The organism is Dietzia sp. PP-33 (genome assembly GCF_033790845.1).
Classification (GTDB): domain Bacteria; phylum Actinomycetota; class Actinomycetes; order Mycobacteriales; family Mycobacteriaceae; genus Dietzia.
Genome location: NZ_JAMYEI010000003.1, coordinates 206,449 through 232,315 on the forward strand (window position 1 = coordinate 206,449; position 25,867 = coordinate 232,315).

At 71.6% G+C, this 25,867-nt stretch carries 23 protein-coding genes; 5 read left to right on the top strand and 18 right to left on the bottom strand.

The features are described from left to right. Nucleotide 1 precedes the first annotated feature (1 nt). Nucleotides 2-1,051, top strand: a complete 1,050-nt coding sequence (gene rsgA, locus NJE57_RS07185) for a ribosome small subunit-dependent GTPase A (RefSeq protein WP_319027705.1) — start codon at nt 2-4, stop codon at nt 1,049-1,051. Nucleotides 1,052-1,065: 14 nt separating this feature from the next. Here rsgA and NJE57_RS07190 read toward each other — a convergent pair whose 3' ends face one another. The 4 genes from NJE57_RS07190 to NJE57_RS07205 form a co-directional block, all read right to left on the bottom strand. Beyond that, nucleotides 1,066-2,184, bottom strand: coding sequence for a ferredoxin reductase (locus tag NJE57_RS07190; RefSeq protein ID WP_319027706.1), 1,119 nt, complete (start codon nt 2,182-2,184; stop codon nt 1,066-1,068). Nucleotides 2,185-2,338: 154 nt separating this feature from the next. Next, nucleotides 2,339-2,860, bottom strand: a complete 522-nt coding sequence (locus NJE57_RS07195; RefSeq protein ID WP_319027707.1) for a DUF6912 family protein — start codon at nt 2,858-2,860, stop codon at nt 2,339-2,341. A 48-nt stretch (nt 2,861-2,908) separates the two neighbouring features. Then, nucleotides 2,909-4,321, bottom strand: a complete 1,413-nt coding sequence (locus NJE57_RS07200) for a wax ester/triacylglycerol synthase family O-acyltransferase (protein ID WP_319027708.1) — start codon at nt 4,319-4,321, stop codon at nt 2,909-2,911. A gap of 3 nt (nt 4,322-4,324) precedes the next feature. Further along, nucleotides 4,325-4,735 (bottom strand): HAD-IA family hydrolase, encoded by a 411-nt coding sequence (locus tag NJE57_RS07205; protein ID WP_319027709.1) that lies wholly within the window; start codon nt 4,733-4,735, stop codon nt 4,325-4,327. A gap of 130 nt (nt 4,736-4,865) precedes the next feature. On the opposite strand from NJE57_RS07205, the gene NJE57_RS07210 reads away from it, so the two are divergent. After that, nucleotides 4,866-5,444 (top strand): Rv3235 family protein, encoded by a 579-nt coding sequence (locus NJE57_RS07210; protein WP_319027710.1) that lies wholly within the window; start codon nt 4,866-4,868, stop codon nt 5,442-5,444. Between the two features lie 25 nt (nt 5,445-5,469). Here the strand turns inward: NJE57_RS07210 and secA are convergent, their stop codons facing one another. From secA to NJE57_RS07270, 12 genes are all read right to left on the bottom strand, one after another. Next, nucleotides 5,470-8,247, bottom strand: coding sequence for a preprotein translocase subunit SecA (secA, locus tag NJE57_RS07215; protein ID WP_319027711.1), 2,778 nt, complete (start codon nt 8,245-8,247; stop codon nt 5,470-5,472). 165 nt (nt 8,248-8,412) lie between these two features. Then, entirely contained in the window at nt 8,413-9,096 is a 684-nt protein-coding gene (hpf, locus tag NJE57_RS07220) for a ribosome hibernation-promoting factor, HPF/YfiA family (RefSeq protein ID WP_319027712.1), read from the bottom strand. Nucleotides 9,097-9,329: 233 nt separating this feature from the next. Beyond that, nucleotides 9,330-9,935, bottom strand: coding sequence for a ComF family protein (locus NJE57_RS07225; RefSeq protein WP_319027713.1), 606 nt, complete (start codon nt 9,933-9,935; stop codon nt 9,330-9,332). 166 nt (nt 9,936-10,101) lie between these two features. Next, nucleotides 10,102-11,841, bottom strand: a complete 1,740-nt coding sequence (locus tag NJE57_RS07230) for an LpqB family beta-propeller domain-containing protein (protein ID WP_319027714.1) — start codon at nt 11,839-11,841, stop codon at nt 10,102-10,104. Next, a complete protein-coding gene (mtrB, locus tag NJE57_RS07235) occupies nt 11,838-13,562 on the bottom strand; it encodes an MtrAB system histidine kinase MtrB (RefSeq protein ID WP_319027715.1) in 1,725 nt (574 codons plus the stop codon). Before mtrB ends, NJE57_RS07230 begins: the two co-directional genes overlap by 4 nt. After that, nucleotides 13,559-14,239, bottom strand: coding sequence for an MtrAB system response regulator MtrA (gene mtrA / locus NJE57_RS07240; protein WP_413464376.1), 681 nt, complete (start codon nt 14,237-14,239; stop codon nt 13,559-13,561). Before mtrA ends, mtrB begins: the two co-directional genes overlap by 4 nt. Before the next feature lie 82 nt (nt 14,240-14,321). Further along, on the bottom strand, nt 14,322-14,999 hold the full coding sequence (locus NJE57_RS07245; RefSeq protein WP_319027717.1) for a dTMP kinase: 678 nt from the start codon (nt 14,997-14,999) through the stop codon (nt 14,322-14,324). Between the two features lie 11 nt (nt 15,000-15,010). Next, nucleotides 15,011-16,477, bottom strand: coding sequence for an adenosylhomocysteinase (gene ahcY / locus NJE57_RS07250; RefSeq protein WP_319027718.1), 1,467 nt, complete (start codon nt 16,475-16,477; stop codon nt 15,011-15,013). 59 nt (nt 16,478-16,536) lie between these two features. Continuing rightward, a complete protein-coding gene (manA, locus tag NJE57_RS07255; RefSeq protein ID WP_319027719.1) occupies nt 16,537-17,778 on the bottom strand; it encodes a mannose-6-phosphate isomerase, class I in 1,242 nt (413 codons plus the stop codon). A 4-nt stretch (nt 17,779-17,782) separates the two neighbouring features. Beyond that, nucleotides 17,783-18,877 carry a hypothetical protein gene (locus tag NJE57_RS07260; protein WP_319027720.1) on the bottom strand — a complete coding sequence of 365 codons (1,095 nt, stop codon included), beginning with the start codon at nt 18,875-18,877 and terminating at the stop codon, nt 17,783-17,785. After that, the gene (locus NJE57_RS07265; RefSeq protein WP_319027882.1) at nt 18,870-20,246 is read right to left on the bottom strand and encodes a phosphomannomutase/phosphoglucomutase; all 1,377 of its coding nucleotides are present in this window, start codon (nt 20,244-20,246) and stop codon (nt 18,870-18,872) included. Before NJE57_RS07265 ends, NJE57_RS07260 begins: the two co-directional genes overlap by 8 nt. A gap of 131 nt (nt 20,247-20,377) precedes the next feature. Further along, nucleotides 20,378-20,848 (bottom strand): DUF3499 domain-containing protein, encoded by a 471-nt coding sequence (locus tag NJE57_RS07270; RefSeq protein WP_319027721.1) that lies wholly within the window; start codon nt 20,846-20,848, stop codon nt 20,378-20,380. Between the two features lie 247 nt (nt 20,849-21,095). On the opposite strand from NJE57_RS07270, the gene NJE57_RS07275 reads away from it, so the two are divergent. Then, nucleotides 21,096-21,551 (top strand): metallopeptidase family protein, encoded by a 456-nt coding sequence (locus NJE57_RS07275; RefSeq protein ID WP_413464382.1) that lies wholly within the window; start codon nt 21,096-21,098, stop codon nt 21,549-21,551. A gap of 71 nt (nt 21,552-21,622) precedes the next feature. On the opposite strand, the gene NJE57_RS07280 is transcribed toward NJE57_RS07275, so the two are convergent. After that, nucleotides 21,623-21,934, bottom strand: coding sequence for a WhiB family transcriptional regulator (locus NJE57_RS07280; protein WP_319027723.1), 312 nt, complete (start codon nt 21,932-21,934; stop codon nt 21,623-21,625). A gap of 262 nt (nt 21,935-22,196) precedes the next feature. On the opposite strand from NJE57_RS07280, the gene cofD reads away from it, so the two are divergent. Then, a complete protein-coding gene (gene cofD / locus NJE57_RS07285; RefSeq protein WP_319027724.1) occupies nt 22,197-23,261 on the top strand; it encodes a 2-phospho-L-lactate transferase in 1,065 nt (354 codons plus the stop codon). Beyond that, nucleotides 23,258-24,673, top strand: coding sequence for a coenzyme F420-0:L-glutamate ligase (locus tag NJE57_RS07290; RefSeq protein ID WP_319027725.1), 1,416 nt, complete (start codon nt 23,258-23,260; stop codon nt 24,671-24,673). The genes cofD and NJE57_RS07290 overlap by 4 nt, the downstream gene beginning before the upstream one ends. Here NJE57_RS07290 and NJE57_RS07295 read toward each other — a convergent pair. Next, nucleotides 24,655-25,743: a sugar phosphate nucleotidyltransferase gene (locus tag NJE57_RS07295; RefSeq protein WP_413464383.1), complete on the bottom strand. Its 1,089-nt coding sequence runs from the start codon at nt 25,741-25,743 to the stop codon at nt 24,655-24,657. The two genes, NJE57_RS07290 and NJE57_RS07295, sit on opposite strands and share 19 nt — an antisense overlap. Between the last annotated feature and the right edge of the window lie 124 nt (nt 25,744-25,867).

Consider the following 25,867-nt stretch of genomic DNA (forward strand, 5'->3'; position numbering starts at 1 on the left):
CGTGGCCACCAGACGGGGCGGCAGCGGCGCGCGCGGCTGGGACGAGTCCGACATCCGGATCCGGCCGGGCAAGGGGTCCAGGCCGCGCACCAAGCGCCGGCCGAGCCACTCCGACGCCGCGTCCGCGATGGTCGTGAGCGTCGACCGCGGTCGCTGGGGATGTGTCCTGCTGGACGACGGCCCGGACCACGTGGCCGGGACCCGGCTGGTCACCATGCGGGCCAGGGAACTGGGGCGCACCCCTATCGTCGTCGGGGACCACGTCGGCGTGGTGGGCGATCTCACCGGCACGCGGGACACCCTGTCGAGGATCGTCCGCGTCGAGGAGCGGAGCACGGTGCTCCGTCGGACCGCCGACGACTCGGACCCCTACGAACGCGTGGTGGTGGCGAACGCGGCGCTGTTGCTGATCGTGGTCGCGGTCGCCGATCCCCCGCCGCGGGCCGGGTTCGTCGCCCGCGCTCTCGTGGCCGCCTACACCGGCGGCCTGGAACCGGTGCTCTGCCTGACCAAGGGGGATCTCGACGACCCGGCGGTCTTCGCCGCCGAGTTCGAGGCGCTCGACGTCCCCGTGCTGCAGGTGGGGATCGACGACGACCTGGACGCGCTGCACGAGCTGATCGACGGCCGGATCTCCGCCATGATCGGCCACTCCGGGGTCGGCAAGTCGACGCTCGTCAACCGACTGATCCCCGACGCCCACCGGGCGACCGGCGTGGTCTCCGGAGTCGGCAAGGGACGGCACACCTCGACGCAGTCGGTCGCGCTCGAACTGGGCGCCGGCGGCTGGGTGGTGGACACCCCGGGGATCCGCAGCTTCGGCCTCGCCCACGTCTCCCCCGACGACGTGGTGGCGTCCTTCTCGGACCTGCACGAGATCGCGCAGGACTGCCCCAGGGGGTGCACCCACCAGGGCCCGCCCGCGGACCCTGAGTGCAGGTTCGACGCCGTCACCGACCCCGCCGCACACCGCCGGGCCCTGGCCGTCCGCGAACTACTCGGCGTCCTGCAGTCCAACGACGCGTGGGCGTTGGGGACGGACCAGGACTGACGGTCGGGCCGCGGTCAGATCTTGAGCTCGACATCCCCCAGCGCCACCGAGACACACGTCTGGATCCGCTCGCCCGGCCCGTGATCGGTACCGTTACGCAGGTCCCGGACGTGCCCCTCCTCGAGGCCGACCACACAGGTCTGGCAGATTCCCATCCGGCAGCCGAACGGCATCTGCACGCCGACCTCCTCACCACCCTCGAGGATGGTGGTGGCGCCGTCCAGCTCGACGGTCTTGCCGGTCGACCCGAACGAGACGGTCCCACCCGACGCCCCGGCGTCCCGGTTGACCGTGAAGCGCTCCATGTGGAGGTCCTCCCGGCCGTGCGCCTCGAAGTGCTCGTCCAGCTCGTCGAGCATCGCGTTGGGTCCGCACGCCCAGGTGGGCCGCTCCGACCAGTCCGGGACGAGTTCCGACATCTGGGCGGAGTCGATGCGACCCTCCTCGCTCGTCACCCGCAGGTGCAGGACGTACCCGGGCTGGGTCTTCTCGAGGGCGCGCAGCTCGTCGTAGAAGAGCGCGTCGTCCCTCTCGCGGACCGAGTGGACGTGGACCACGTCCGGGAAGGGCTCGTTGACCGAACGGCGGTCGAGGGACCGGAGCATGCCCATCACCGGCGTGATGCCCGAACCGGCGGTGACGAACATCAATTTGGACGGGGTCGGCGTGGGTAGATGGAAGTCCCCGGCCGGCGCCGCCAGCCGGACGATGGTGCCGGGCTCCACGGTGCCGACGATGTGGTTGCTGAGCAGTCCCTCGGGGAGCGCCTTGACCGTCACCGAGTACTCGCCGCGTCCGGTCGTCGGGGCGGAGGTGAGCGAGTACGACCGCCACGTCCACCGACCGTCGAGCAGGACGCCGATGCCGAGGTACTGGCCGGGCTGGTAGTGCGGGGTGGCACCCCAGCCGGGCTTGATGACGAGCGTGACGGTGTCCTCGGCCTCACGGCGGACCGTGACGACCTCGCCGCGGAGTTCGCGCGAGGACCACAGCGGGTAGATCAGGGACGAGTAGTCGTCCATCCGGAGCGGGTGCGTCAGGCGGTTGAGTAGGCGGTGCGCGGCCCGCGGTTCCGGGACCCTCGCCGCCGCCGCTCGCAGTACGCGGCTGAGTCCGCTGTTCGACTCGGACACTGGTGCCTCCTTGGAACCGGTTGCCGCGCGGCCCGAGGATCGGGCCGGCGCCTTCCGGAGATCGACCTACGGTACCGTAGGTTATCGCGTCCCGGATCGCTCCCGGGCGGGTTCGGGGCAACTGGAGTCAACCACGTCCCACCGGCCGGGTCTCTCAGAGCAGAGTCACCAGGAACGGCAGTTCCACCGCGTCATACCAGGCCAGATCGAGGTCCAGCGCGTCCCCCACCGTGAGCTCCGCGTCCTCGTCCCCCAGGTCTGCGCGATCGACTGCCTCGACCGCGGCCTCGACCTGCCCGGCCGCACCCGCGAGATCCACGTGGACGGCCGCGACCTCGGCCATCGACACCGTCCCCCTGGTCAGGCGCACGACCGCGGTGTCCAGGTCGGGTCGGGGCTCCGCGTCGGCGTCGGGGACGTCCACGCTCACCACGACCCTGCGATACGGGTGAGTCTCGTGGGCGGCCCCCGCGTCGATCTCGCCGCCCAGGAGCCGGAGGGAGGCACGTGCGGCCTCGAGGAAGGCCACGTGCTCGAGCTCCTCCGTGTCCCCTTCCGCATACGACTCCACGAGCGCGGGAGTCGCGGCGAACGCGGTCCCGCTGCGCACGGGCATCTCCCCGCCCTCGAGCAGGGTCTCGAGCATCGCGAGCGTGGCAGGGATGAACAGACGCATTGTGGTGCCTTTCTCGGGTGGGCCGTGTCGGTCAGCGGAGGGTGTCGGTCAGCGGGCGGAGCCCGCGAGCTCGTCCAGTGCCGACGAGATGAGCTCGCCGATCTCCTCCACGTCCGGGACCGCCTGGCGGTCCGAGGTGAAGCCGCAGTACACGGTCCCCGAGTAGCTGCTCATCGACACGGCCAGGGCCTGACCGTCGAGCAACGCCGGCACCGGGTAGACCTCCGCCAGCTCACCGTCACCCCAGAACATCTTGTGTTGGGGTCCCGGCGCGTTGGTCACCACCAGGTCGTAGCTGTCCGACGGCAACATGATCGCAGCCCGTGAACCCAACGCGTGGAGGGTGGGCGGGGCGAAGCCGGAGAGTTTGGCCAACGACTTGGCACCCACGGCCTCTCTCGGATAGCGCTGGGTGGCCGACTCCCGCGAGATCTGCGCGAGGCGCATCCGGGGGTTGGGCTCCCCCACCGGCATCCCGATGAGCGCTGAGGCGATCTCCGCCGAGGTGGCCTCCGCGGAGGCCTCCGCACCCTCGACGTCCGACGAACCGGACTCGGAGGTGACGGCCATGGGAACGATCGCGCGCAGGGTGTCGGAGGTCGACAGGGGATGGCCGCAGGAGAGGATCCACGACCGGAGCGCCCCGCACAGGACCGCCAGGACCACGTCGTTGACCTTGCAGTCGTGCTCCCTGGCGATAGTCCGCGCCTGGTCCAGCGGGAACGAGGCCAGTCCCACGCGGCTGCCCCGGGGGCGGGAGGTACGGAACATCTCCGAGAGCCCACCGGGTGGGCGCAGGAGGGTGAGGCTCGCGGCGCCCACGAGACCACGGGTCGCGCGCTCGACCGCGTTGACCAGCCGGGTGGAACGACGGACCAGCTCCAGCGGATCCGTCGCGATGGTGATGAGCGCGTCCAGGACGAGTACGCCGTCACCGGGCGACGGCACGGGGGTCCAGGTGGCCACCTCGTCCACGTCAGCCGACGCCCGCTCGTCGGTCATCAACACCTGCGCGAGGTCCACGGCGTTGGGGCCGCCGAGGAGCACGTGGTGGGTCTTGGTGAGGATCGCCAACCGCCCGTCGGCGAGGCCCTCGATGAGGTAGAGCTCCCACAGCGGTCGGCCGGCCTCGAGCGGCCTGTCCACCAGCCTGGCCACCAGGTCGGCGAGCTGGCGCATCCCGCCCGGGGCCGGCAGCGCGGACCTGCGGACATGGAAACTCAGGTCGAAATCCGGGTCGTCGACCCAGACGGCCCGCGCGAGCCCGAACGGGACGTGCCGGATGCGCTGGCGGAACCTGGGCGCGTCCGCCAGGCGGGCGTCGACGAACTCCATCACGCGGTCGATGTCCCACGGCTCGTCACGGGAGACGAGGGCGAGCGAACAGGAGTGTCGACTACGCGAACGGGCGGCGTCCCCGAGGAGCAGGTCCGCGTCCGCGGTGGCCAACCTTGTCGCCACGGCTCAGACCGCCTCGTCGAGTCCGAGCAGTCCCCGGATCTCCACGGCCGCACGGTCGAACACCTGGTAGAACACGCCGATCATGCCGGTCTGGACGGCACCGAGGACGTTCTCGATGGCGTCGTCGACCATCACGCATTCCCGGGGCTCGAGCTCGAGTCGCCGGGCCGCCTCGAGGAACGCCCCGGGCTCCGGCTTCTCCACGCCGGTCACACCGCTGAGCACCACGTGGTCTATCCCGTACCCGCGCGCGTCCTCACGCACCCGGTCGGCCCCCGGCCCCTCGGGCTCGTTGCTGAGCACCGCCAGTCGCACGTCGTTGGCCCGCGCACCGCTGAGGATCTCCCGCCAGCTCTCGCGGTCCTCATCCGTGCCGTCCAGCACCCCGAAGTAGTCGACTATCAGTCCTCGCATGGGGACAGCCTAGGCAACGCCCGTCGAGCGTGCAGTAGCGGAGCCGGAACCGGCTACCCGTCGCGGCGCGTCATACCGGGTGGAAGGACGCGAGACCGACCCGGTCATCGCGGGAGGGAGTGGAGAGAACATGACCCCGACACCCGTGTCGCACCCGTCGGCCGGCGGTATCGCGTCGATCCGGGAGACCTCGCCCGACGAGTACAGGGTCCGACCCCTGCCCTCGACCGAACCCGGGCCGGGCCCCGCCGGGCACGAGGTGGGGTGCCCCCCGGTGCGGGCGCCCGCGCCGACACCCGAGGACGCGGTTCCGGTCCCGGCGAGGAGGGCGGCCCACGCCCTGGTGATCATGGCCCTGGAAGTCGTCGACAGGAAGCGGGCCCCGCACCACACCCGGGGCGCGTTCGCGCCCCACCTCGTCGAGATGCTGCGGGCACTCGCCCGGGGAGGCGTCCCCGGACAACACCTCGGTCCGGCCCGGGTACACCGTCTCCACATCCACGCCGCCGGCGCCGGGCCGGGCGCGCCCGCGTGCGGCAGCCCGGACGCGGACACCGGAACCGGGGGCTCCGGCCGGACGCGATCCGAGGCGACCGCCGACTACGAGGTGTGCGCCACCTACGCCCGCGGGCCGCGGCTGTTCGCGGTCGCGGCCCGCATCCGGGTCTCCGAGACCGGGGCGACCTGCACCGCGCTCAGGTTGGTCTGACGCCCCGCCCGCCGGTGGCGGCGGGTCAGCCCTTACGCCCACGGGAGGCGGCCCTGGCGGCCCGCTCCCGTCGCTCGAGCCGGTCCTGCCGCTCCTGGGACCGTCGCTCGGCCCGGTTCGCCGGCACGCCCTCGTCGACGAGCTGTGCGTCGCCGGACTCCGACGGACCGGAGAACTGCATCTGGTCGTCGGAGACGTCGCGGCCCGTGCCCGCGGCCTGCAGGATGGTGTTGGCGCCGGCAAGGGATGCGGCCTGCGCCGCGGACGGGGCCGCCATCGACTTCTGCTGGGGCGAGGCCTCGACCTTGACGTTGAACAGGAACGCGACGGTCTCCTCGCGCACCCCGTCCATCATCGCCGAGAACATGTCGTACCCCTCGCGCTGGTACTCCACCAGGGGATCGCGCTGGGCCATCGCCCGCAGCCCGATGCCCTCCTTGAGGTAGTCCATCTCGTAGAGGTGCTCGCGCCACTTGCGGTCCAGGACCTGCAGCATGATCGAGCGCTCCAACTGCCGCATCGCGCCCTCGCCACCGATGCCCTCGATCTCCGACTCCCGGTCGTCGTACCGGGCGAAGACGTCGTCGAGGATCGCGTCCTTGAGGTTCTTGGCGGACAGGTCGCCCGGCGACCCGTACTCGTCACCCTCGATGATGGCCGCGGAGGTGATCGAGACCGGGTACAACTGCCCCAGTGCGTCCCACAACTTGTCGAGGTCCCAGTCCTCGACATATCCCTCGGCTGCCGCACCGTCGACGTAGGCGCTGACGACCTGGTAGATCATCGACTCGACCTGGTCGGTGATGTCCTCGCCCTCGAGGATCCGCTTGCGCTCGCCATAGATGACCGTGCGCTGCTGGTTCATCACCTCGTCGTACTTCAGGACGTCCTTGCGGATCTCGAAGTTCTGCGACTCGACCTGGGTCTGGGCGTTCTTGACGGCCCGCGAGACCATCCCGGCCTCGATCGGCACGTCATCGGGCAGGTTCAGCCGGTTCATGATCGCCTCGACGGCCGCACCGTTGAAACGCCGCATGAGTTCGTCACCGAGAGAAAGGTAGAACCGGGACTCACCCGGGTCACCCTGACGGCCCGAGCGACCGCGTAGCTGGTTGTCGATGCGCCGGGAGTCGTGCCGCTCGGTACCCAGGACGTAGAGACCGCCGGCCTCACGGACCCGCTCCGCCTCCTGCTTGCTGAGCTTGCGCATGCGCTCGATCTCGGCGTCCCACGCCTCCTCGTACTCCTCCGGGGTGTCCACCGGGTTCAGTCCCCGCTCACGGAGATTGAGGTCGGCGATGATGTCCGGGTTGCCGCCCAGCACGATGTCGGTACCACGACCGGCCATGTTGGTCGCCACGGTGACCGCGCCCGGCCGACCGGCCTGGGCGATGATCTGCGCCTCGGACGCGTGGAACTTGGCGTTGAGCACGTGGTGCTTGATGCCCTTGCGGGTGAGCTGCTTGGACAGGTGCTCACTGCGCTCGACGGAGGCGGTACCCACGAGCACCGGCTGCTTCTTCTCGACGCGCTCGGAGATGTCCTCCACCACGGCGGCGAACTTCGACTCCTCGGTCTTGTAGATCAGGTCCGCCTGGTCCTCACGCACCATCGGGCGGTTGGTCGGGATGGGCATGACCTCGAGCTTGTAGATCGAGTACAGCTCGGCGGCCTCGGTCTCGGCCGTGCCCGTCATGCCGGCCAGCTTCTCGTAGAGCCGGAAGTAGTTCTGGAGGGTGATCGTGGCGAGCGTCTGGTTCTCCGCCTTGATCTCCACCCGCTCCTTGGCCTCGATGGCCTGGTGCATGCCCTCGTTGTAGCGGCGACCGTCGAGGACACGACCGGTGAACTCGTCGACGATGATCACGTCGCCGTCCCGGACGATGTAGTCCTTGTCCCTGGTGAACAACTCCTTGGCCTTGATGGAGTTGTTCAGGTAGCTGACGAGGGGCGAGTTGGCCGCCTCGTACAGGTTGTCGATCCCGAGTTGGTCCTCGACGAACTCGACACCCTGCTCGGACACGCCGATCGTGCGCTTCTTGCGGTCGACCTCGTAATGGGTCCCCTCCTCGAGCAGCGGAGCGATGCGGGCGAACTCCCCGTACCACTTGCTCGATCCGTCGGCGGGGCCCGAGATGATGAGCGGGGTCCGGGCCTCGTCGATGAGGATCGAGTCGACCTCGTCGACGACCGCGTAGTTGTGGCCACGCTGGACCAGTTCCGCGGTGTCGTGCGCCATGTTGTCGCGCAGGTAGTCGAAGCCGAACTCGTTGTTGGTGCCGTAGGTGATGTCGGCGGCGTACGCTTCACGGCGCTGCGCCGGGGTCATCCCCCCGAGGATCGCGCCCACGGACAGTCCGAGGAAGCGGTGGACACGGCCCATCCACTCCGCGTCGCGCTTGGCCAGGTAGTCGTTGACCGTGACCACGTGGACACCCTGGCCCGACAGGGCGTTGAGGTACGCGGGCAGCACACAGGTCAGCGTCTTGCCCTCACCGGTCTTCATCTCCGCCACCGCACCGGTGTGCAGCACGATGGCGCCGACGATCTGCACCTTGTACGGCTTCTGCCCCAGGACCCGGTAGGCGGCCTCGCGCGCTACGGCGAACGCCTCCGGGAGCAGGTCGTCCAGCGTCTCACCCTCGGCCAACCGACCCTTGAACTCGTCGGACTTGGCGCGGAGCTCGTCGTCGGTCAGCTTCTCCGTCTGGTCGGACAGCGTGTCCACGTAGTCGGCGAGAGTGCTGTACCGCTTGAGCTTTCGACCTTCGCCGGCTCGGAGCAGCTTGGAAAGGATGGACACAGTCTCGAACGTCCTCGTGGTCGGGGTGGTCTGGGTCTCTGGCGACCTGCGCGGCTGACACGCGGGTCCGGACCTCATCCTAGGTGTTCCGGACGGGGGATACACGCCGAGGGCGACCCGGTCCGTGTGGACCGGGCCGCCCCCGGGGTGTGTGGAGTGCGACCGTCAGGCCTCGTCACTCAAGGTGAGGAGCCCGTAGTCGAAGGCGTGCCGCCGGTAGACGACGGTCGGGTTGCCGGTCTCGGAATCGCGGAAGAGGTAGAAGTCGTGACCCACCAACTCCATCTTCTCCAGTGCCTCGTCGACCGACATCGGGGTCCCGTCGTGCTCCTTGCGGCGCACGATCTGGCCGGGCAGTTGGTCGTCGACCCCGTCCGAGTACTCGTCCAGCACGTCCGCAGGAGCCGCCTCGGAGGCGAGTTCCGCGGTCGCCTCGGCGACCGACTGCGGACGACGATGGCCGGAATGGCTGATCTTGCGCCGGGTGCGCGCCTTGCGCATCTGCCGCTCGAGCTTGGCCACCGCCGACTCCAGGGCGGCGTAGAAGGTGTCCTCCGCGGCCTCCGCACGGGCGACGCCCGGCTTGCCCTTGAGGGTGATCTCGATCCGCTGGCTGGCCTTTGCCAGGCGTGGGTTCTTCTCGTGCAACAGGACCACGTCGAACCGCGTGATCGCCGGCGAGATCTTCTCGATCTTCGCGAGCTTCGTCTGGATCCGGGACGCGAAGTGGTCGGGGACCTCGACGTTGCGGCCCTTGATCGTGACCTGTGCGTCAGGGGCGCCGGGATCGTCGGTCATCGGGCCGTCGAAGGTGGCGGGGTCGAGCAGGACTGCGGGGGTCTTCGCCATCGAAGCTCCTCCTCATCGGGCCTGCGGCGGACCTCTACGACCGGCCCGGTTACCGCCCGGGACCCCGGTCGAGGGGTCAACCCACATGGCTGAGTGGACACTCTGCGGACGGTGGACACCACCGGGCAACATTTGGTGAACGCGCTGGTGAACCCCGTCCGTCGCCCACATTACCCCGTCGCCTGTGCACCGGACCGGAGTCGCCTCAAGTAGTCCGGAAGTCACCCCGGACCTCACGCGGCGGTGACCCCGAGGACCCCGTCGACGCGCAACCCGCCTACTTTCAGCACCCCCACGCACGCGGCGGCCGTGGCACCCGTGGTCACCACGTCGTCCACCAACAGAACCGTGGCCGGGGACGCCAGCAGCGCGGCGACCGTCGACGGGGCGCCGGGCGAGGCGCGGACCGGGGTGCCCTCGGGACGTCGCCGGATCCGGCCGGAGAGATTGTCGGACCTCGCCCGCGCGTCCAGCCCCGCCGCGTCCCTCACCCGGCCGCGGACCTCCAGCACGGGGGCCACGGCCACGGGACCGCCCGGGGTCGACCCGGCCAGTTCGGCGGCGAGCGCGTCGACCACCTCGCGCACGTGGTCGAACCCCCGTCGACGGCGTGCCCGCGCGGACGCCGGCGCGGGCACGAGCACCGTCGGCCGTTCGGACGCCTCAGGTATCTCTCCCGCCGCCCTGAGGGCGTCGATGCCGGCGGCCAGCGCGGCGCCGATGGGTCGCGCGAGATCGGGACGGCCGCGGTCCTTGTAGGCCGATACCGCCCGGGCCGCGGGTCCGGTGTGTCGGGCGAGCGCCCACACGGGTACCCCGAGGTCCGCGCGGGTCCGCACGCGGACAGGACCCCCGGCCAGCGTCAGCGCGCACTCCGCGCACCACCGCTCGCGCGCGCGACCGCACCCCGCACACTCGAGCGGGACCACGAGGTCGGCCAGCGCCGCCGCCCAGCCCGGACCCCGTGCACTCGGCTGTCCGCCGCGGGCCCCCGGCCGCACCGGATCAGCCCGCGACGACCGGGTCCGCCCGGATGGCGGCCAGTCCGAGGATCTCCCGCCAGTAGCGGTCGCCGGTCTCCGCCGCCGTGTCCAGTCGCAGCAGCGAACGCTGGTCGACCACGTACACCTCGCGGCCCGCGGCGGCGACCCCCGTGACCGGCCCGGCGATGTTGCGCTGGGACAGCAGTTCGGTCATCGCACCGTCCACGGTGATCGTCGACACGGGCACCTCGGTCGTGTCTTGACCGACGACGATCGTCGAGCGGTCCCGCCACGCGACGACGGTCGCCGACTCCCCCAACGCCAGGCCGATCTGGCGGAACGAACCGGCCACGGGCTGACCGGTCTCGGCGGACAGCGCGCCGATGTACACCTCGCCGTCGACGACCACGGCCAACTGGGCGCCGGACTGGTCGATCCGCAGCGCCGTGACCCGCGACCCCAGCGCACGGATCGGGGCTCCGTCCATCTCCTGGACCGTCGGGACGTCCCCGTCCGTGTCGACCCGCAGCAGCCTGGTGTCGTCGGCCATCACCCACGCCCGCCCGTCCACCGGGTGGAACGTGGGGCCGGTCAGGGTCCGGGCCGTGAGCACCTCCTCGGGTTCGCCGTCCATCGCCCCGATGAGCAGTCTCCGGGGACCCGCGCGGTCGTCGCCGGCGATGACCGCGAGCGACCTGCCGTCATAGGACATGGTCGCGCTGCGACCCCCGCGGACCTGCGACCAGGGCCCACCGGCCGGGCGCGCGCCACCCTCCTCGAGCCGGACCAGGCCGTCGGCGGCGGTGAGTGCGTAGCGCATCGGCTCCGCCGGGGGATACGGGTCGAGCATCCGGACGTCCTCCGTGGTCCACCCGTCCACGTAGCGCTCGTCGAGGGGCGCGCCGTCGCGCTCGAGCCGGTACGGGCCGGGCACGTCCGAGCCGGCCAGGGTCCACACCACCTGCGCGGCGAACTGCATGGTGGCCTGGCTGCTCAGCACCGGCAACCCCGTGAAGTCGATGGTGGTGCCGAACCCCGTCGTCCCGTCCTCTCCCTCGTCGGGCCGGACCGAGACCGAGCTCGGGACCCGGGACAGCACGGCGGCCTCGAGCCCCGGCCGGGGACCGGTGGCGAGCAGGTTGACCAGGGAGAAGCCCAGGTCGGTGCGGTTCGCGGCCGTCCACCGCGGATCGGGGACCAGGGAGTCCCCGGAACCGGACAGGAAGAACAGATCGCGCTGGGCGTAGGTGGAGAAGAACTCGGACTTCTCGATGACCACGCCCGGGGGCAGCTCGTCGATCCGCCACTGCCCGTCCTGCCGGGCGAGCCCTATCGTCACCTCGAGCTGGCCGACGTCCTCCCTGAAGATCCCACCGGGGTCGAGCGAACCGACCTTCTCGGCGCGCAGTGTGTACTCCGCCCGGTCGGCCTCCCGGCCACCCTCGGCGCTGAGATCGGCTCGCAGGACGATGGTCGTCTCCGCCGAGTCGTCCCAGCTCTCCGCCGCCTCCGGGGTGAGGAACTGCCGTGCCGCCGCGTGCCTCTGGTCGGCGATCGCCGCGGCCTTGAGGAAGTCACGGACCAGGAGATCCGGTTCCTGGTCGGGTACGGGGGTGGGGACCGTCAGCCCGGGACCGGGCGGCGAGAAGGTGTCGATGACCTGGGGCGACGACGACGAGGGCAGCGTCGCGCAGCCGGAGGCGGCCAGCGCGGTGGCGCAGATCATCGCCACCGCGGCGAGGAGTGCCCGGGCGCGGTTCATGAGCGCGCGTCCTCGGTCCCGGGGACCCGCTCCAGCGGTGTCGGGGACCCGGTCCGCACGAGCCGCGCCTCGTCCTCGGGTGTCAACGGCAGCGGGCTGGAGGTGAGCGTGCCCCCGTGGCGACGCGGAATGGTCAGGCGGAAACACGAACCCTCACCGGGACTGCCCCAGCAGTCCAGTCGACCACCGTGCAACTTGGCGTCCTCGAGGGCGATCGCCAGTCCCAGCCCGGTGCCGCCCGACCGACGGACCCGCGAGGGATCCGCTCGCCAGAAGCGGTTGAACACCAGGGACTCCTCGCCGGGGTTCAGTCCCACACCGTGGTCGCGCACCGAGACGGCCAGGGCGGCGTCGGACCCACGCAGAGTGACCCGGACGGGCTTGGACTCGGAGTGGTCGAGAGCGTTGGCCACCAGGTTGCGCAGGATGCGCTCCACCCGGCGGGAGTCCACCTCGGCCACCACCGGCTCGTCCGGCATGTCCACCTCGACCTGCACGCCGGCGGACTCGGCGATGTGCGACACGGTGGACACCGCGTCCGCGACGGCTCCCCGGACGTCCATCGCGGAGACCGACAGCTCGGCCATGCCCGCGTCGTGACGGGAGACCTCCAGCAGGTCGGTGAGCAGGCTCTCGAACCGGTCGAGTTCGGACTCCAGCAGTTCCACGGCCCGTTTGGTCGGGGCGTCGAGGTGGTCGGCCGAGTCGGAGATGATGTCCGCCGCCATGCGGACCGTGGTGAGCGGGGTGCGCAGCTCGTGCGAGACGTCGGAGGTGAACCGCTTCTGGAGGTCGCCGAACTCCTCCAACTGGGTGATCTGGTCCGACAGGCTCTGGGCCATGTCGTTGAACGCCATCGCCAACCGGGCGACGTCGTCCTCCCCCCGGATCACCATCCGCTCCTTGAGGTGCCCGTTGGCGAACCGCTGCGCGATGGACGCCGCCTGCCGGACCGGCAGCACCACCTGCCGGGCCACCATCCACGCGATCGCCGCGCTGAGCACGATGATCGCCAGGCCGGCGGTCGCCACGATCCCGCGCATGATCCCGAGGGTCTGCTCCTCGGCGATGAGCGGGTACACCAGATAGAGCTCGAGCCCGGGGATCGAGGAGTCCGTCGGGGTGCCGATGATCAGCGCCTTGGCGGGCTCGCCCCGGAAGTCCATGGTCACGTACTGGTAGGCGATGCGCCCCCGCTGGACCAGCGACTGCAGCTCGGGCGGGACCTGCGAGCCGCCCGGGCTGACGACCTGCCCGCGTCCGGTCTGGTCGGGCACCACCAGGATCGGGTCGAAGGTGCCCGCGTGGACCGACTCCCCGGCGGAGGCGATCCCCCGCTCGCCCAACGCGCTGCGCGCCTGGTCGAGCCGGGACTGCTCACTGGTGCCCTCGTCGGTCGCCGCGATCTGCGCCTCGACGGTCACCCGGAGCCTGCCCGCCTGCTCGACGGCGGCGTCCAGCTTGGTGGACAACAACTGCGCGGCCATCTGGCTCTGCAACATGAACGCGATCGTGAGGATCACACCCATGGACAGCGCCAGGGTCGAGGTGACCACCCGGAGCTGCAGGGACCGCCGCCACAGGCGCGCGAAACGCAACCCCAGAGCTGTGAGGTCGAGGTCGCGGATCCGTTCCCGCAGGGTCGACGAGTCGGCCACGTCCCGTGTGTCGCGCTCGTCGCCGGAGGACGCCGCCGCGTCGTCCGTGCGACGTGCGGTCACGAGACCGGGCCCGCCTTGTACCCGACGCCGCGCACCGTCAGGACCACCTCGGGGTTCTCCGGGTCCTTCTCGATCTTCGCGCGCAGGCGCTGGACGTGCACGTTGACCAGGCGCGTGTCCGCCGAATGCCGGTAGCCCCACACGTGCTCGAGGAGCACCTCACGGGTGAAGACCTGGCGGGGCTTGCGGGCCAGTTCGACCAGCAGGTCGAACTCCAGCGGGGTGAGTGGGATCGGCGTGCCGTCGCGCGTCACCGTGTGCGCGGGGACGTCGATGGTCACGTCGCCGATGTGCAGCAGTTCGCTCGGCTCGTCCTCTCCCCGGCGCAGGCGTGCCCGGATCCGGGCCACCAGCTCCTTGGGTTTGAACGGCTTCATGATGTAGTCGTCCGCGCCGGACTCCAACCCCAGGACCACGTCGACGGTGTCCGTCTTGGCCGTGAGCATGACGATCGGCACCCTGGACTCGACCCGGATGTCGCGACACACGTCGATCCCGCTCCGGCCCGGCAGCATGAGGTCGAGCAGGACCAGATCGGGTTGGACCGACCGGAAGGTCTCGATGGCCTGGACACCGTCGCCCACGACCTCGGTGTCGAACCCCTCGCCCCGCAGGACGATGGTGAGCATCTCTGCCAGTGCTGCGTCGTCGTCTACGACCAGGATCTTCGGGGTCATTGTCACCACTTGTGTCGGCGTGTGTGTCGGGGGAACGCGGCCCCGCGGGGGTGACCGCGGGCCGGGTTCTTCCCTGGAGACCTTACCCGGACCCACCGCCGGACCGGGCCCACGGCTCGCCCCGGGCGCCGACGACGAGGTCCGCCAACCCCCGCACGTCGGGGTCCGCTCCCAGTACCCGCCAGGGCGACCGCCATCCGGAGGCGGCGAGCCGGCGGTAGACATCGCCGGTCGCCGCCTGGAGCGCCGCGTCCCTCTCGTAGCGGTCCCGGGTCCGGCCCGGGTCGGAGGCCTCCCGGGAGCCCGCCCTCTCGGCGGCCAGCCCGGTGGGGGTGTCGAGCAGGATCTGCAGGTCCGGCACCGGGAGTCCGAGGCGGTCGAACTCGAGTGCACCGATCCAGTCGAGCACCTCCGCCTCCCGGCCGGGACCGAGACGGGCCGCCGAGTACGCGGCGTTGGAGGCCACGTACCGGTCGAGCAGGACCACGTCGTGCGAGCTCCCGAGCTCGCGGAGTTCGTCGCGGGCGGCATGCCTGTCCAGTGCGAACAGCAACGCCATCGCGTGGGGTGAGTCCGCGGCGCCGGCCTGGCCGCCGTGCAGGGCGTCGGCGGCCAGGTCGGCGTGCAGCGTGCCGTACCGGGGGAACGCGAGTCGGCCCACCGAAACCCCGCGACCGGAGAGCTCGCCGACCAGCGCGGTCGTCAGGGTGTTCTTGCCCGCGCCGTCGAGTCCCTCGACGACGACCAGCCGCGTCACCACCGGTGGCCGGATCAGTACCGGTAGTGGTCGGGCTTGTACGGGCCCTCGACGTCCACGCCGATGTACTCGGCCTGGTCCTTGGCGAGCGTGGTGAGCGAGCCGCCGAGCGCCTCCACGTGCAGGCGCGCGACCTTCTCGTCGAGGATCTTGGGCAGCAGGTGCACGCCCACCGGGTACTGGTCGGCCTTGGTGAACAGCTCGATCTGGGCGATCACCTGATCGGAGAAGCTGTTCGACATGACGAAGGACGGGTGGCCGGTGGCGTTTCCGAGGTTGAGCAGACGGCCCTCGGACAGCACGATGATCGACCGGCCGTCATCGTCGAAGACGAACTCGTCGACCTGTGGCTTGATGTTGATCCGGGTGACGCCCGCGGCGGATTCGAGACCGGCCATGTCGATCTCGTTGTCGAAGTGACCGATGTTGCCGAGGATGGCCTTGTTCTTCATCCGCGTCATGTGCTCGAAGGTGATGATGTCCTTGTTGCCCGTGGCCGTGATGATGATGTCGGCGGCCTCGATGGCCTCGTCCACCGTCACCACGTCGAACCCGTCCATGAGCGCCTGCAGCGCGTTGATCGGGTCGACCTCGGTGACCTGCACACGCGCACCCTGACCGGCCAGGGCCTCGGCGCAGCCCTTGCCCACGTCTCCGTAACCGCACACCAGGGCCTTCTTGCCACCGATGAGGGCGTCGGTACCGCGGTTGATCCCGTCGAGCAGCGAGTGACGGGTCCCGTACTTGTTGTCGAACTTGCTCTTGGTGACCGCGTCATTGACGTTGATGGCCGGGAACGGCAGCACTCCCTCGGCGTGGAAGTGGTACAGCCGGTGCACGCCGGTGGTGGTCTCCTCGGTCACGCCCTGGACGGCCTCGGCGATGGCCGTGTACTTGCCCGGGTTCGCCGGGACGGACTCACGCAGCAGCGCGTGGAAGACCTTCTCCTCCGCCGACCAGGCGTCGTCGTCGGACGGGACGGCGCCGGCCTTCTCGAACTCCTTGCCCTTGATCACGAGCATGGTGGCGTCACCACCGTCGTCGAGGATCATGTTGGGCTCGGCGTTCGGCCACGTCATGATCTGCTCGGTGCACCACCAGTACTCGGCGAGCGTCTCGCCCTTCCAGGCGAACACCGGCACGCCCGACGGCGCCTCGGGGCTGCCCTCGGGGCCCACCACGACCGCGGCGGCCGCCTCGTCCTGGGTCGAGAAGATGTTGCACGACGCCCAGCGGACCTCCGCGCCCAGCGCGGTCAGGGTCTCGATCAGGACGGCGGTCTGCACCGTCATGTGGATCGAGCCCGCGACCCGCGCACCCGCGAGCGGCTGCTCCGCCGCGTACTCCTCACGCAGCGCCATCAGACCGGGCATCTCGTGCTCGGCCAGACGGATCTGCTTGCGGCCCGCCTCCGCCAGCGACAGATCCGCCACCTTGAACTCGACACCGTTGACGGACTGCACGTGCAGATCAGCGGACATGTGTGCGACCAGCTCCTCGTAGTTCGAAACAGACTTCCGCACCACACTAGCGGGGCGCTCTACCTGTGCGACGTCCCCGTCGCCGGACCGCCGACGCGGGTGCGGAAAACGGTGGCCCCGTCGGCCGCGTCCAGCACCACCTCGGGGGTCGAGGCGGGCACCCACACCGCGTGACCCGGGCCGAGGGTCCCGGTGGCGCCGTTCTCCGTCACCAGCAGACGTCCGGACGTGCACAGCAGGACCTCGGGGCCGTCGGGCCGGTAGGTGACGGGCGCCGAACCCGGGGGCGCGGCGATCCGCGAGAGCGCGAAGTCGGGCTCGGGTGTGGGGTAGTCCATCTCCCCCGGGATCCCGCGGCCGGCGGGTACCGGGCGCACCGTGGGATCCGCGAGCGGGTCGAACTCGAGTACGCGCATCAGCTCGGGGACGTCGACGTGTTTCGGCGTCAGTCCGCCCCGCAGGACGTTGTCGGAGTTGGCCATGACCTCCACGCCCACCCCGCGCAGGTACGCGTGGAGCTGGCCGGGACCCAGGTAGACGGCCTCACCGGGCCGGAGCACGACCCTGTTGAGCAACAACGCGCCCAACACACCGGGGTCCGTGGGATAGCGTTCGGCCAGTTCCACGACGGTCGTGGCCTCGTTCGACCACTCGCCCCCGACGCCCTCGGCGGTGAGGTAGCCGACGGCCGAGGTGACCAGGTCCGCCACCGCCGTCGACAGCGCCGTGTGCGGCATGGTGACGAAGGTGGTGAAGACCGCGCGGACGCCCTCCGCGTCCGGTTGACCGGCCAACATCTCGCGGTAGGGACGCAGCACCGGGGCGTCGAGCGCATCGAGCAGCGCCACGGTCCGGGCCACGGGACGGAATCCCACCAGCGCGTCGAAGTCGGTCAACGCCACCAGGATCTCCGGCTTGTGGTTGACGTCGCGGTAGTTGCGGTCGGGGGCGTTGACGGCGATCCCACGCGCGTCCTCCGCCGCGAACCCCTCGCGCGCCCGCTCCGGGGACGGATGCGCCTGGAGCGAGAGCGCCTGCTCGGCCGACAGCAGTTTGACCAGGAACGGCAGCCCGCCCCCGTGTTCCTGCACCACCCGCGCGCCGAGTTCACCCACGGGGTCGGCCGCGATCCGGGCGTCCAGCCCCCGGCCGTCAGCGCAGAGGGAGGAACCGGAGTCGTGGGCGCCGAACCAGTGCTCGGCCACCGGGTGCGGGGCGGGAGAGACGGTCCCGCACAGTTCGGGGAGGGCGGTCCGGGAGCCCCAGGCGTACGCCTGGACGACCGGGCTGAGTGCCACCACGGATCTAGAGCCCCCCGACCAGTAGGTACGCGGCGGACAGTTCGGTCCGTGCCATGAGCGCGGCCACCTTTCCGCTCAACGGGGCCGGGGCGAGACCGGCCGTGTCCCGACCACGATCGGTGACCCACTCGACGTCCGCGAGCGGGCCCGCGGCCAACCGGACGAGTTCCTCGTCCGCGCTCAACACCATACCGAGGTGTCGGATGGTCCTGTGCTCCCGCTCACCGTCCAGTTGGTCGTCGTGGAACAGGCTCGCGAGGGGATCCGCGGCGGGGCGGCCCCGGGCGCGTTCGGCCTGTGACCGGACGGCGTCCGTGACGGAGGAGGACGCCGTGACCCGCCCGGCGTCGCAGAACGCGGCCACGGCCCGGTCGCAGTAGGCGGCGGACAACGGGTCCGAGTGGATCCAGACGAGGGGGTCCGACCCGGCGACCGAGGCCGCGAGGAGCTTGGCCGGGTTGACCGGCGTCGCGAGGTCGGGGCCCAGGCCCTCGAGCTCGACGTCGACCGCGTCCGCGGCCGCACCGACGTCCAGACCGCGGGCGCCCAGTGCGGTGAGGACCGCCATCCCCGCGGCCATGTGGTGCAGGACCCCGCGGTGCGGAGGGACATAGGGAAGTGGTTCGAGCCAGGTGGCCCGGCCGCCGCCCGACTCGCCCACCGGGCCCTCCCGCGGCACGTCCACCACGACGGCGGCGCCACGGCCCGCCGCCCCGTCGACGGCGTACACCAGGTCCCGGTCCCCGGCGTCGTCGCCCGAGACCAGGACGACGTCCAACGCCCCGACCCAGGCGGGGAGTGTGTGGGCGTGGACCAGCGGCGGAACGGCGGGCCCGCCGACGAGCTCGGCGAGGGCGGTGACCACCCCGACGGCGTGCCGTGCCCGGTCCGAGCGCCCCGAGATCCACACGAGTGACCGGGGACGGAACCCCGTGAGCCCGTCGAGGGCCCCGGCGTCGACCGCCGTCGCGACCGCCCGGAGCTGGGCACCGGACATCGAGGCGTGGAGCAGGGCCCCGGAGGCGTCGGAGGATCTCAGGGCGTCGGCGTCGTCCAGGTCCACCCTGCCGGACCCGGTGTCGCTGGTCAGGTCAGGCACGGACGATCGCGAGGACCTCGTCGACCACTGCCGCGACGTCCTCCCCGGTGCGCGCCTCGGCGTTGAGGCGCAGGAGTGGTTCGGTGTTGGACGCGCGGAGGTTGAACCAGGCGCCGTCGCCGAGGTCGACGGTCACGCCGTCGAGCCGGTCCACCGACCGGGCGCGGCCGGAGAACGCCTCGATCACCTCGTCCATCCGCGCCACCTGGGCCTCCGCCGAGTCCAGGGTGGAGTTGATCTCCCCGGAGGCGGCGTACCGGGTGTACTCGGCCATCACCTCGGACAGCGGCGACTCCTGTTCCCCCAGGGCGGCGAGGGTGTGCATCGCGGCGAGCATGCCGGAGTCGGCACCCCAGAAGTCACGGAAGTAGTAGTGCGCCGAGTGCTCGCCCCCGAAGATCGCCCCGGTGTCCGCCATCTGCGCCTTGATGAAGCTGTGGCCCACCCGGGTGCGGACGGCGACGCCGCCCTTCTCCTCGACCAGTTCGGGGACGGCCCGGGAGGTGATGAGGTTGTAGATGATCGAGGCGCCGGGCTCCTTGTCCAGCTCCCGCCCGGCCACCAGCGCCGTGATGGCCGACGGGGCGACGGGTTCACCCCGCTCGTCCACGACGAAGCAGCGGTCGGCGTCCCCGTCGAAGGCGAGCCCGATGTCCGCGCCGCTCTCGCGCACGAGTGCCTGGAGGTCGACCAGGTTGGCCGGTTCGAGGGGGTTGGCCTCGTGATTGGGGAACTCGCCGTCGAGCTCGAAGTACAGCGGGACGATCTCCAGGGGGAGCCCGCTGAGGACGGCGGGCACCGTGTGTCCGCCCATCCCGTTGCCGGCGTCGACGGCCACCTTGAGCCGGCGGATCCCCGAGAGGTCGACCAGCTCGCGCAGGTACGACCCGTAGCCCTCGAGCACGTCACGCTCGGAGACCGCTCCGGCCTCGCCGTCGAACCCCGGGACGCCCTCGACCAGCTCGTCCGAGATCACGCCGAGCCCCGACTCCTGGCCGACCGGCTTCGCGCCCGCCCGGCACAGCTTGATGCCGTTGTACTTGGCCGGGTTGTGGCTGGCGGTGAACATCGCGCCCGGGCAGTCGAGCAGACCCGAGGCGTAGTAGAGCTGGTCGGTCGACGCGAGGCCGATCGTCACCACGTCCAGGCCCTGGGCGGTGACGCCCTCCGCGAACGCCCGGGACAGCGCCGGCGAGGAGTCCCGCATGTCGTGGCCGACCACCACGGTGTCCGCGCCCTCCGACCGCATCAGGCGGGCGAACGACGCACCGACCTCGCGGACGAAGTCGGAGTCGATCTGCTCGCCCACGACGCCTCGGACGTCGTAGGCCTTGATGACTGCTGTGACGGACTCGGCGCTACGTGCCACGTGCTGCTCCAGGGATGAGAGGCGTTCGGACGGTGTCATCAGTCGACCCTACCCGCCGGATTCCACCCGGACCCCGCTTGCCGGCGTACCGGCGGCGGGGGCCCTGTGCGCAGCGGAGGCGCACGGGCCCCTCAGTCGGGGCCCGGCCCCCGGGAGCCGTCGGTCACCCCGGCCCCCGTGGGCTCGGCGCGATCCGTGGAATCGGGGACCACCCGCAGGTGGGGGCGGCCACCGGACGGCTCCGCCGGGGCCTCGGCGAGCACGCGCCCGGGGTCGGACACCCCCAGGCGGCGCAGCCTGTCCGCGTCCACCAGCGCCGCCCCCGCCCTGCGGCCGCCGACCGGCCCGCCGGCCACGGCGTCCAACAGCGCGGTGAGGTCGGAGTCCTCCGCCGAGGCGTCGATATCGGGGTGGCGCACCAGATCCCAGCCCCGAGGGGCGGTGATGCGCAGGGCGTGCGCCGCGCAGAGGTCCCACGAGTGCGGCTCCCGGATGGCCGGGAGCGGTCCGACGACCGCCGTGGAGTCCGCGTAGACGTAGGTGAGCGTGGCGACCGCACGATTGGGGCACCCCGGGCGGCAGCAACGACGGTTCTCACTCACGAGGCCCCAGGGTAGTCCGACGGGGCCGCGGGGTGTGCCGCGACCCGCCGCGCCGGTGCCGCGCCGCTACCGCGGCGCCCGCTCGGCGGCGGTTACCCTCGCTTCCATGACCCCACCCGCACCGGTTCCCGGTCGACCTCCGACCGGCAACGCCATCCCCGGCGCCGGCCAGAACGACGTGTGCGCCGGCAGCCGGATCTCGGTCCGCGACTTCCCCGGGGACCCCGGACCCCGCGGCCCACGCGTGGTGACCTCCCGGCGCGCCGAGCGGCGCGGTCACGGTCCCCGGGGACCGGTCCTGCCGCCGGAGGTCCCCCGGTGGCGGAGCCGGGCCGCCGAGTTCGACGCCGCCGCCCTCGAGGCGTTCGCGGAGATCGACCAGCACTGGCATTCCCGGCTGGTGCATCTGGACCTCGCCGTGGACATGGTGCCGAGGATGCGTCTCAAGCCCGGCGAATCGTGGCCGGAGGAGGTCGTGGCGGACGGCCTCGTCCCGCTGGCCCGGTTGGTCCCCGCCGGTGTCGACCGTTCCGGCCAGCCCACGAGGGCCCGGTTGGTGCTCTTCCGCAAGCCGCTGACCCGCCGGGCGCAGGGCGGGGACGACCTGCGTGACCTGGTCTACTCGGTCCTGGTGGAGCTGGTCTCCCAGCACCTGGAGATCTCGCCGGACGATGTCGAGGCAGGGCCGGACGACGACGCCTGACCGCTCCCGGGGGGACGGTCAGGCGGTGAGGGCCCTGGGCAGTGATCGGGACCGGTCGGTCCCGTGCGGGATCACATCACGGCTTCGCGCTTGATGCGGCGTCGTTCGCGCTCGGACAGCCCGCCCCAGATACCGAAGCGCTCGTCGTTGGCCAGTGCGTACTCGAGGCACTCCGCCTTGACCTCGCACCCCGTACAGATCTTCTTGGCCTCGCGGGTCGAGCCGCCCTTCTCGGGGAAGAACGCCTCGGGATCCGTCTGGGCACAGAGAGCCCGGTCCTGCCAGCTCTCCTCCTCGTCCTCCACGAAGAGCGCACCGGTTCCGAAGTCGACCAGGGTCAGTTCGGGCCCCGCTGCGGTGCGTGACTGTCGATCCACGGTCATCCCCTCGTGTTACTTTGCTCGTCGCTCATGCGTCTGCCGGGCCTTGAGGTGCCGCTCAGATGAGAATGACACACCTGTGATTACACACATGCGAGTCGCAGAGGTCAAGCGAATTCCGGGATCCCTAGCATTTTCCTCCGACAGCCAGGTCGGTGACACGCCGCGAATCGGTGTGGCGTAGGACACCGTCGACGCCGTGGCCGGGGCTGCCGGGCACGGCCACCGGGGCCGGTGCACGACCTCGTCACTACTCTTGGACCACGTGAGGATCTGTGTATTGGCCGGTGGCGTCGGTGGCGCCCGTTTCCTGCTCGGCGCACGCCGACTTCTCGGACTGGATCCCGCGCCGGAGGGCGCGGGGACCGGACCCGGGGGCGCCGACCCCGCGCACCGGGTCGACGCGGTGGTCAACGTCGGTGACGACGCGTGGATGCACGGCGTTCGGATCTGCCCGGACCTGGACACGTGCATGTACACCCTCGGCGGGGGCATCGACCCCGACCGCGGCTGGGGACACGCGGGCGAGACCTGGAACTGCCGGGACGAACTCGCCGCCTACGGCGTCCAGCCCGACTGGTTCGGGCTCGGGGACAAGGACCTGGCCACGCACCTCGTACGCACCCAGATGCTCGGCGCCGGCTACCGGCTGACCGACATCACCGAGGCCCTGTCCGTCCGCTGGTCCCCCGGCGTCCGCCTGTTGCCCGTGACCGACGACCGCTGCGAGACGCATGTGGTGGTGCCCGACGCCACCGACAGCGCAGACGGCGCCGGCGAGCGGGCGATCCACTTCCAGGAGTGGTGGGTCCGTCACCGGGCACAGCTGCCGGCCTCCGGGTTCGTGCAGATCGGTGCCGACGCGGCCCGGCCCACCCCGGAGACCATCGAGGCCATCGAGGCGGCCGACCTCGTCGTCGTCGCCCCCTCCAACCCCGTGGTGTCCGTGGGTGCGATCCTCGCCGTCCCGGGGATCCGCGCCGCGCTGCGTTCCACCTCCGCGCCCGTAGTGGGGGTGAGCCCCGTGATCGGGGGCGCCGTGCTCCGCGGGATGGCCGACGCGTGCCTGACCGCGATCGGGGTCGAGACCTCCGCCCTGGCCGTGGCCCGGCACTTCGGCGCCCGGTCGGGCACCGGCCTGCTCGACGGCTGGCTGGTCGCCCCCGGCGACGGCCCCGGCGACGGCCCCGGCGACTCCCGGGGCGAGGTGGACGGGATCGCCGTCCGCGAGGCCCCGCTGCTCATGACCGACCCGGACGCCACGGCGCGGATGGTGGCGGCCGCCATCGAGCTGGCCGGTCTCGAGGTCCCCGTGCGGTCCGACCGATGACCGACGGCGCCGTCCCCGAGATCCGCCACTGGTCGGCCGAACACGCCGCCCCCGCGGACGTCCGACTGTGGGCCCCGGACGGACTGCCGGAGTTCCGGCCGGGCGACGACCTCGCGGGCATACTGGCCGGCGTCCTCACCGGTGACCCACACGGACTGGCCGACGGCGACGTCGTGGTACTCACCTCCAAGGTGCTCTCCAAGACCGAGGGACGGATCGTGGCCGCCCCCACCGACCCCGACGAGCGTGACGCCCTGCGCAGACAGCTGGTCGAGCAGGAGTCCGTGCGGGTGGTGGCGCGGGTCAACCGCACCCTCATCACCGAGAACCGACTCGGCATCGTCCAGGCCGCCGCGGGCGTGGACGGCTCCAACGTCGAGACCGGCGAGCTCGCGCTGCTCCCCGAGGACCCCGACGCCTCCGCCTCCGCGCTGGCGCGCGAGTTGCGCCGGCGGACCGGGGTGACGGTGGCGGTCGTCGTCACCGACACCATGGGCCGGGCCTGGCGCACCGGTCAGACCGATGTGGCGATCGGCGCGGCGGGACTTCGCGTGTCGGTCGGGTACGACGGCGCCGTCGACCGGCAGGGCAACGAACTCCAGGTCACCGATGTCGCCGTGGCCGACGAGATCGCTGCGGCCGCCGACCTGGTCAAGGGCAAGCTGGGCGCCCGACCCGTCGCGGTGGTCCGGGGGGTGGGACACCTGCTGCTCCCGGACGACGACGAGGACAGCGCCCCCCGTCGAGCCCGCGACCTGGTCCGGGACAGCGCGTCGGACCTGTTCCGGCTGGGCACCGCCGAGGCGCTGGCGCAGGGGCGCCGGGAGGCCGTCCCCGGGCGCCGCTCGGTCCGGCGGTTCTCCGGCGAGCCGGTCCCCGCCGGGTCACTGGAAGACGCTGTGGCCGACGCCCTCACCGCTCCCGCACCGCACCACAGCACCCCGGTCCGGTTCGTCCGGGTGACCGGCGGCGCCCGGACGCGGCTGCTCGACGCGCTCCGCGCCGACTGGGAGTCGGACCTGAGGGCCGACGGTCACTCGGGCGACGTCCTGGCCCGGCGCCTGGCCCGCGGGGACCTCCTGCGTACCTGCCCCGAGCTGGTCCTGCCGTTCGTGGACGACTCCGCCGGGGCCCACGACTACCCGGACCCGCGCAGGAACGCCTGTGAGGAGACCATGTTCACCGTCGCCGGCGGCGCGGCCGTGCAGTCGTTGCTCGTGGCGCTGGCGGCCCGCGGTCTGGGGTCGTGCTGGGTGGGCTCGACGATCTTCGCCGCCGCGACCACCCTGCGCGCTCTCGACCTGCCGGCGACCTGGCGTCCGCTCGGGGCCGTGGCCGTCGGCGTACCCGCCGAGCCGGCCCCGCCCCGGGCCCCGCGCTCGACCGGGGACGCCTACATGTCCGTGGAGTAGCGGATCCCGCCGTCGGGGATCACGACCCCGGGCCAGACCCGGGCCCCGCGCAGCAGCTCACATCTCGCGCCCACGTCGGCGCCGTCGCCGATGACCCCGTCGCGGATCAGCGCGCGGTGGCCGATGCGCGCCCCGGTCCCGATGATCGACCGCTCGACCGTGGCCCCGGCCTCGATCCGGGCGCCGTCGAAGACCACGGCCCCGTCCAGTCGCGCGCCCGCACCGATCTCGGCTCCGCGCCCGACGACGGTGCCGCCGATGAGGACCGCCCCGGCGCCGATGCCCGCGCCGTCGTGGACGAGCGCCTCCCCGTGGTTGCCGGCGAGCGCGGGCGACGGCGCGATGCCACGCACCAGGTCGGAGGACCCGCGGACGAAGTCCTCGGGCGTGCCCATGTCCCTCCAGTACGCCGAGTCGACGAAGCCGTAGACCCGCCTACCCTCCCCGAGCAGCTGGGGAAAGGTCTCACGCTCCACCGAGACCGGGACGCCCTCCGGGATCTGCTCGATGAGCTCGCGCCGGAAGACGTAGCAGCCGGCGTTGATCTGGTCGGTCGGCGGGTCCTGCGTCTTCTCCAGGAATTCCAGCACCCGCCCGTCGTCGTCGGTCGGCACGCAGCCGAACGCGCGGGGGTCGGAGACGCGCACGAGGTGCATGGTCAGGTCGGCGTTCTTGGCGTGGTGGAGGTCCAGGATCCGGGTGAGGTCGGTGCCCCCCAGTACGTCCCCGTTGAACACCATGATCGTCGAGGCGGTGAGCTGGTCCAGGACGTTGCGGATGCCGCCACCGGTGCCCAGGGGCTCGGTCTCCACCACGTACGTCAGTTCCAGGTCGAGGTCGGACCCGTCCCCGAAGTACTCCTCGAACACCTCGGCCTTGAACGACGTCCCCAGCACCACGCGCCGGATCCCGGCCGCCCGGATCCGCGAGAGCAGATGGGTGAGGAAGGGCAGGCCGGCGGTGGGGAGCATCGGCTTGGGCGCCGAGATGGTCAACGGCCGTAGACGGGTCCCCTTGCCGCCCACCAGGACCACCGCCTCGGTGTCGGCGATCGGCTCGGTGGCGGCGATCGGGACGGAGTCCGCGACCGGTTCGCCCGGCCCGGCGCTGAAGGAGGTCGTCGAGGTCACGTTCTGGCTCCCGCTGTGTTGGGCCCCGAGGCCGCGCACTCGCGCGGCCCGGACGGGCCGGTGG

Excerpts from the sequence above, each read along its gene's own strand:
- NJE57_RS07290 (WP_319027725.1), top strand. The coding sequence starts at position 23,258 with ATGACCGACGGCGCCGTCCCCGAGATCCGCCACTGGTCGGCCGAACAC.
- mtrA (WP_413464376.1), bottom strand. The coding sequence starts at position 14,239 with ATGACCCCGAAGATCCTGGTCGTAGACGACGACGCAGCACTGGCAGAG.
- NJE57_RS07210 (WP_319027710.1), top strand. The coding sequence starts at position 4,866 with ATGACCCCGACACCCGTGTCGCACCCGTCGGCCGGCGGTATCGCGTCG.
- NJE57_RS07195 (WP_319027707.1), bottom strand. The coding sequence starts at position 2,860 with ATGCGTCTGTTCATCCCTGCCACGCTCGCGATGCTCGAGACCCTGCTC.
- ahcY (WP_319027718.1), bottom strand. The coding sequence starts at position 16,477 with ATGTCCGCTGATCTGCACGTGCAGTCCGTCAACGGTGTCGAGTTCAAG.
- NJE57_RS07230 (WP_319027714.1), bottom strand. The coding sequence starts at position 11,841 with ATGAACCGCGCCCGGGCACTCCTCGCCGCGGTGGCGATGATCTGCGCC.
- NJE57_RS07280 (WP_319027723.1), bottom strand. The coding sequence starts at position 21,934 with ATGACCGTGGATCGACAGTCACGCACCGCAGCGGGGCCCGAACTGACC.
- hpf (WP_319027712.1), bottom strand. The coding sequence starts at position 9,096 with ATGGCGAAGACCCCCGCAGTCCTGCTCGACCCCGCCACCTTCGACGGC.
- NJE57_RS07205 (WP_319027709.1), bottom strand. The coding sequence starts at position 4,735 with ATGCGAGGACTGATAGTCGACTACTTCGGGGTGCTGGACGGCACGGAT.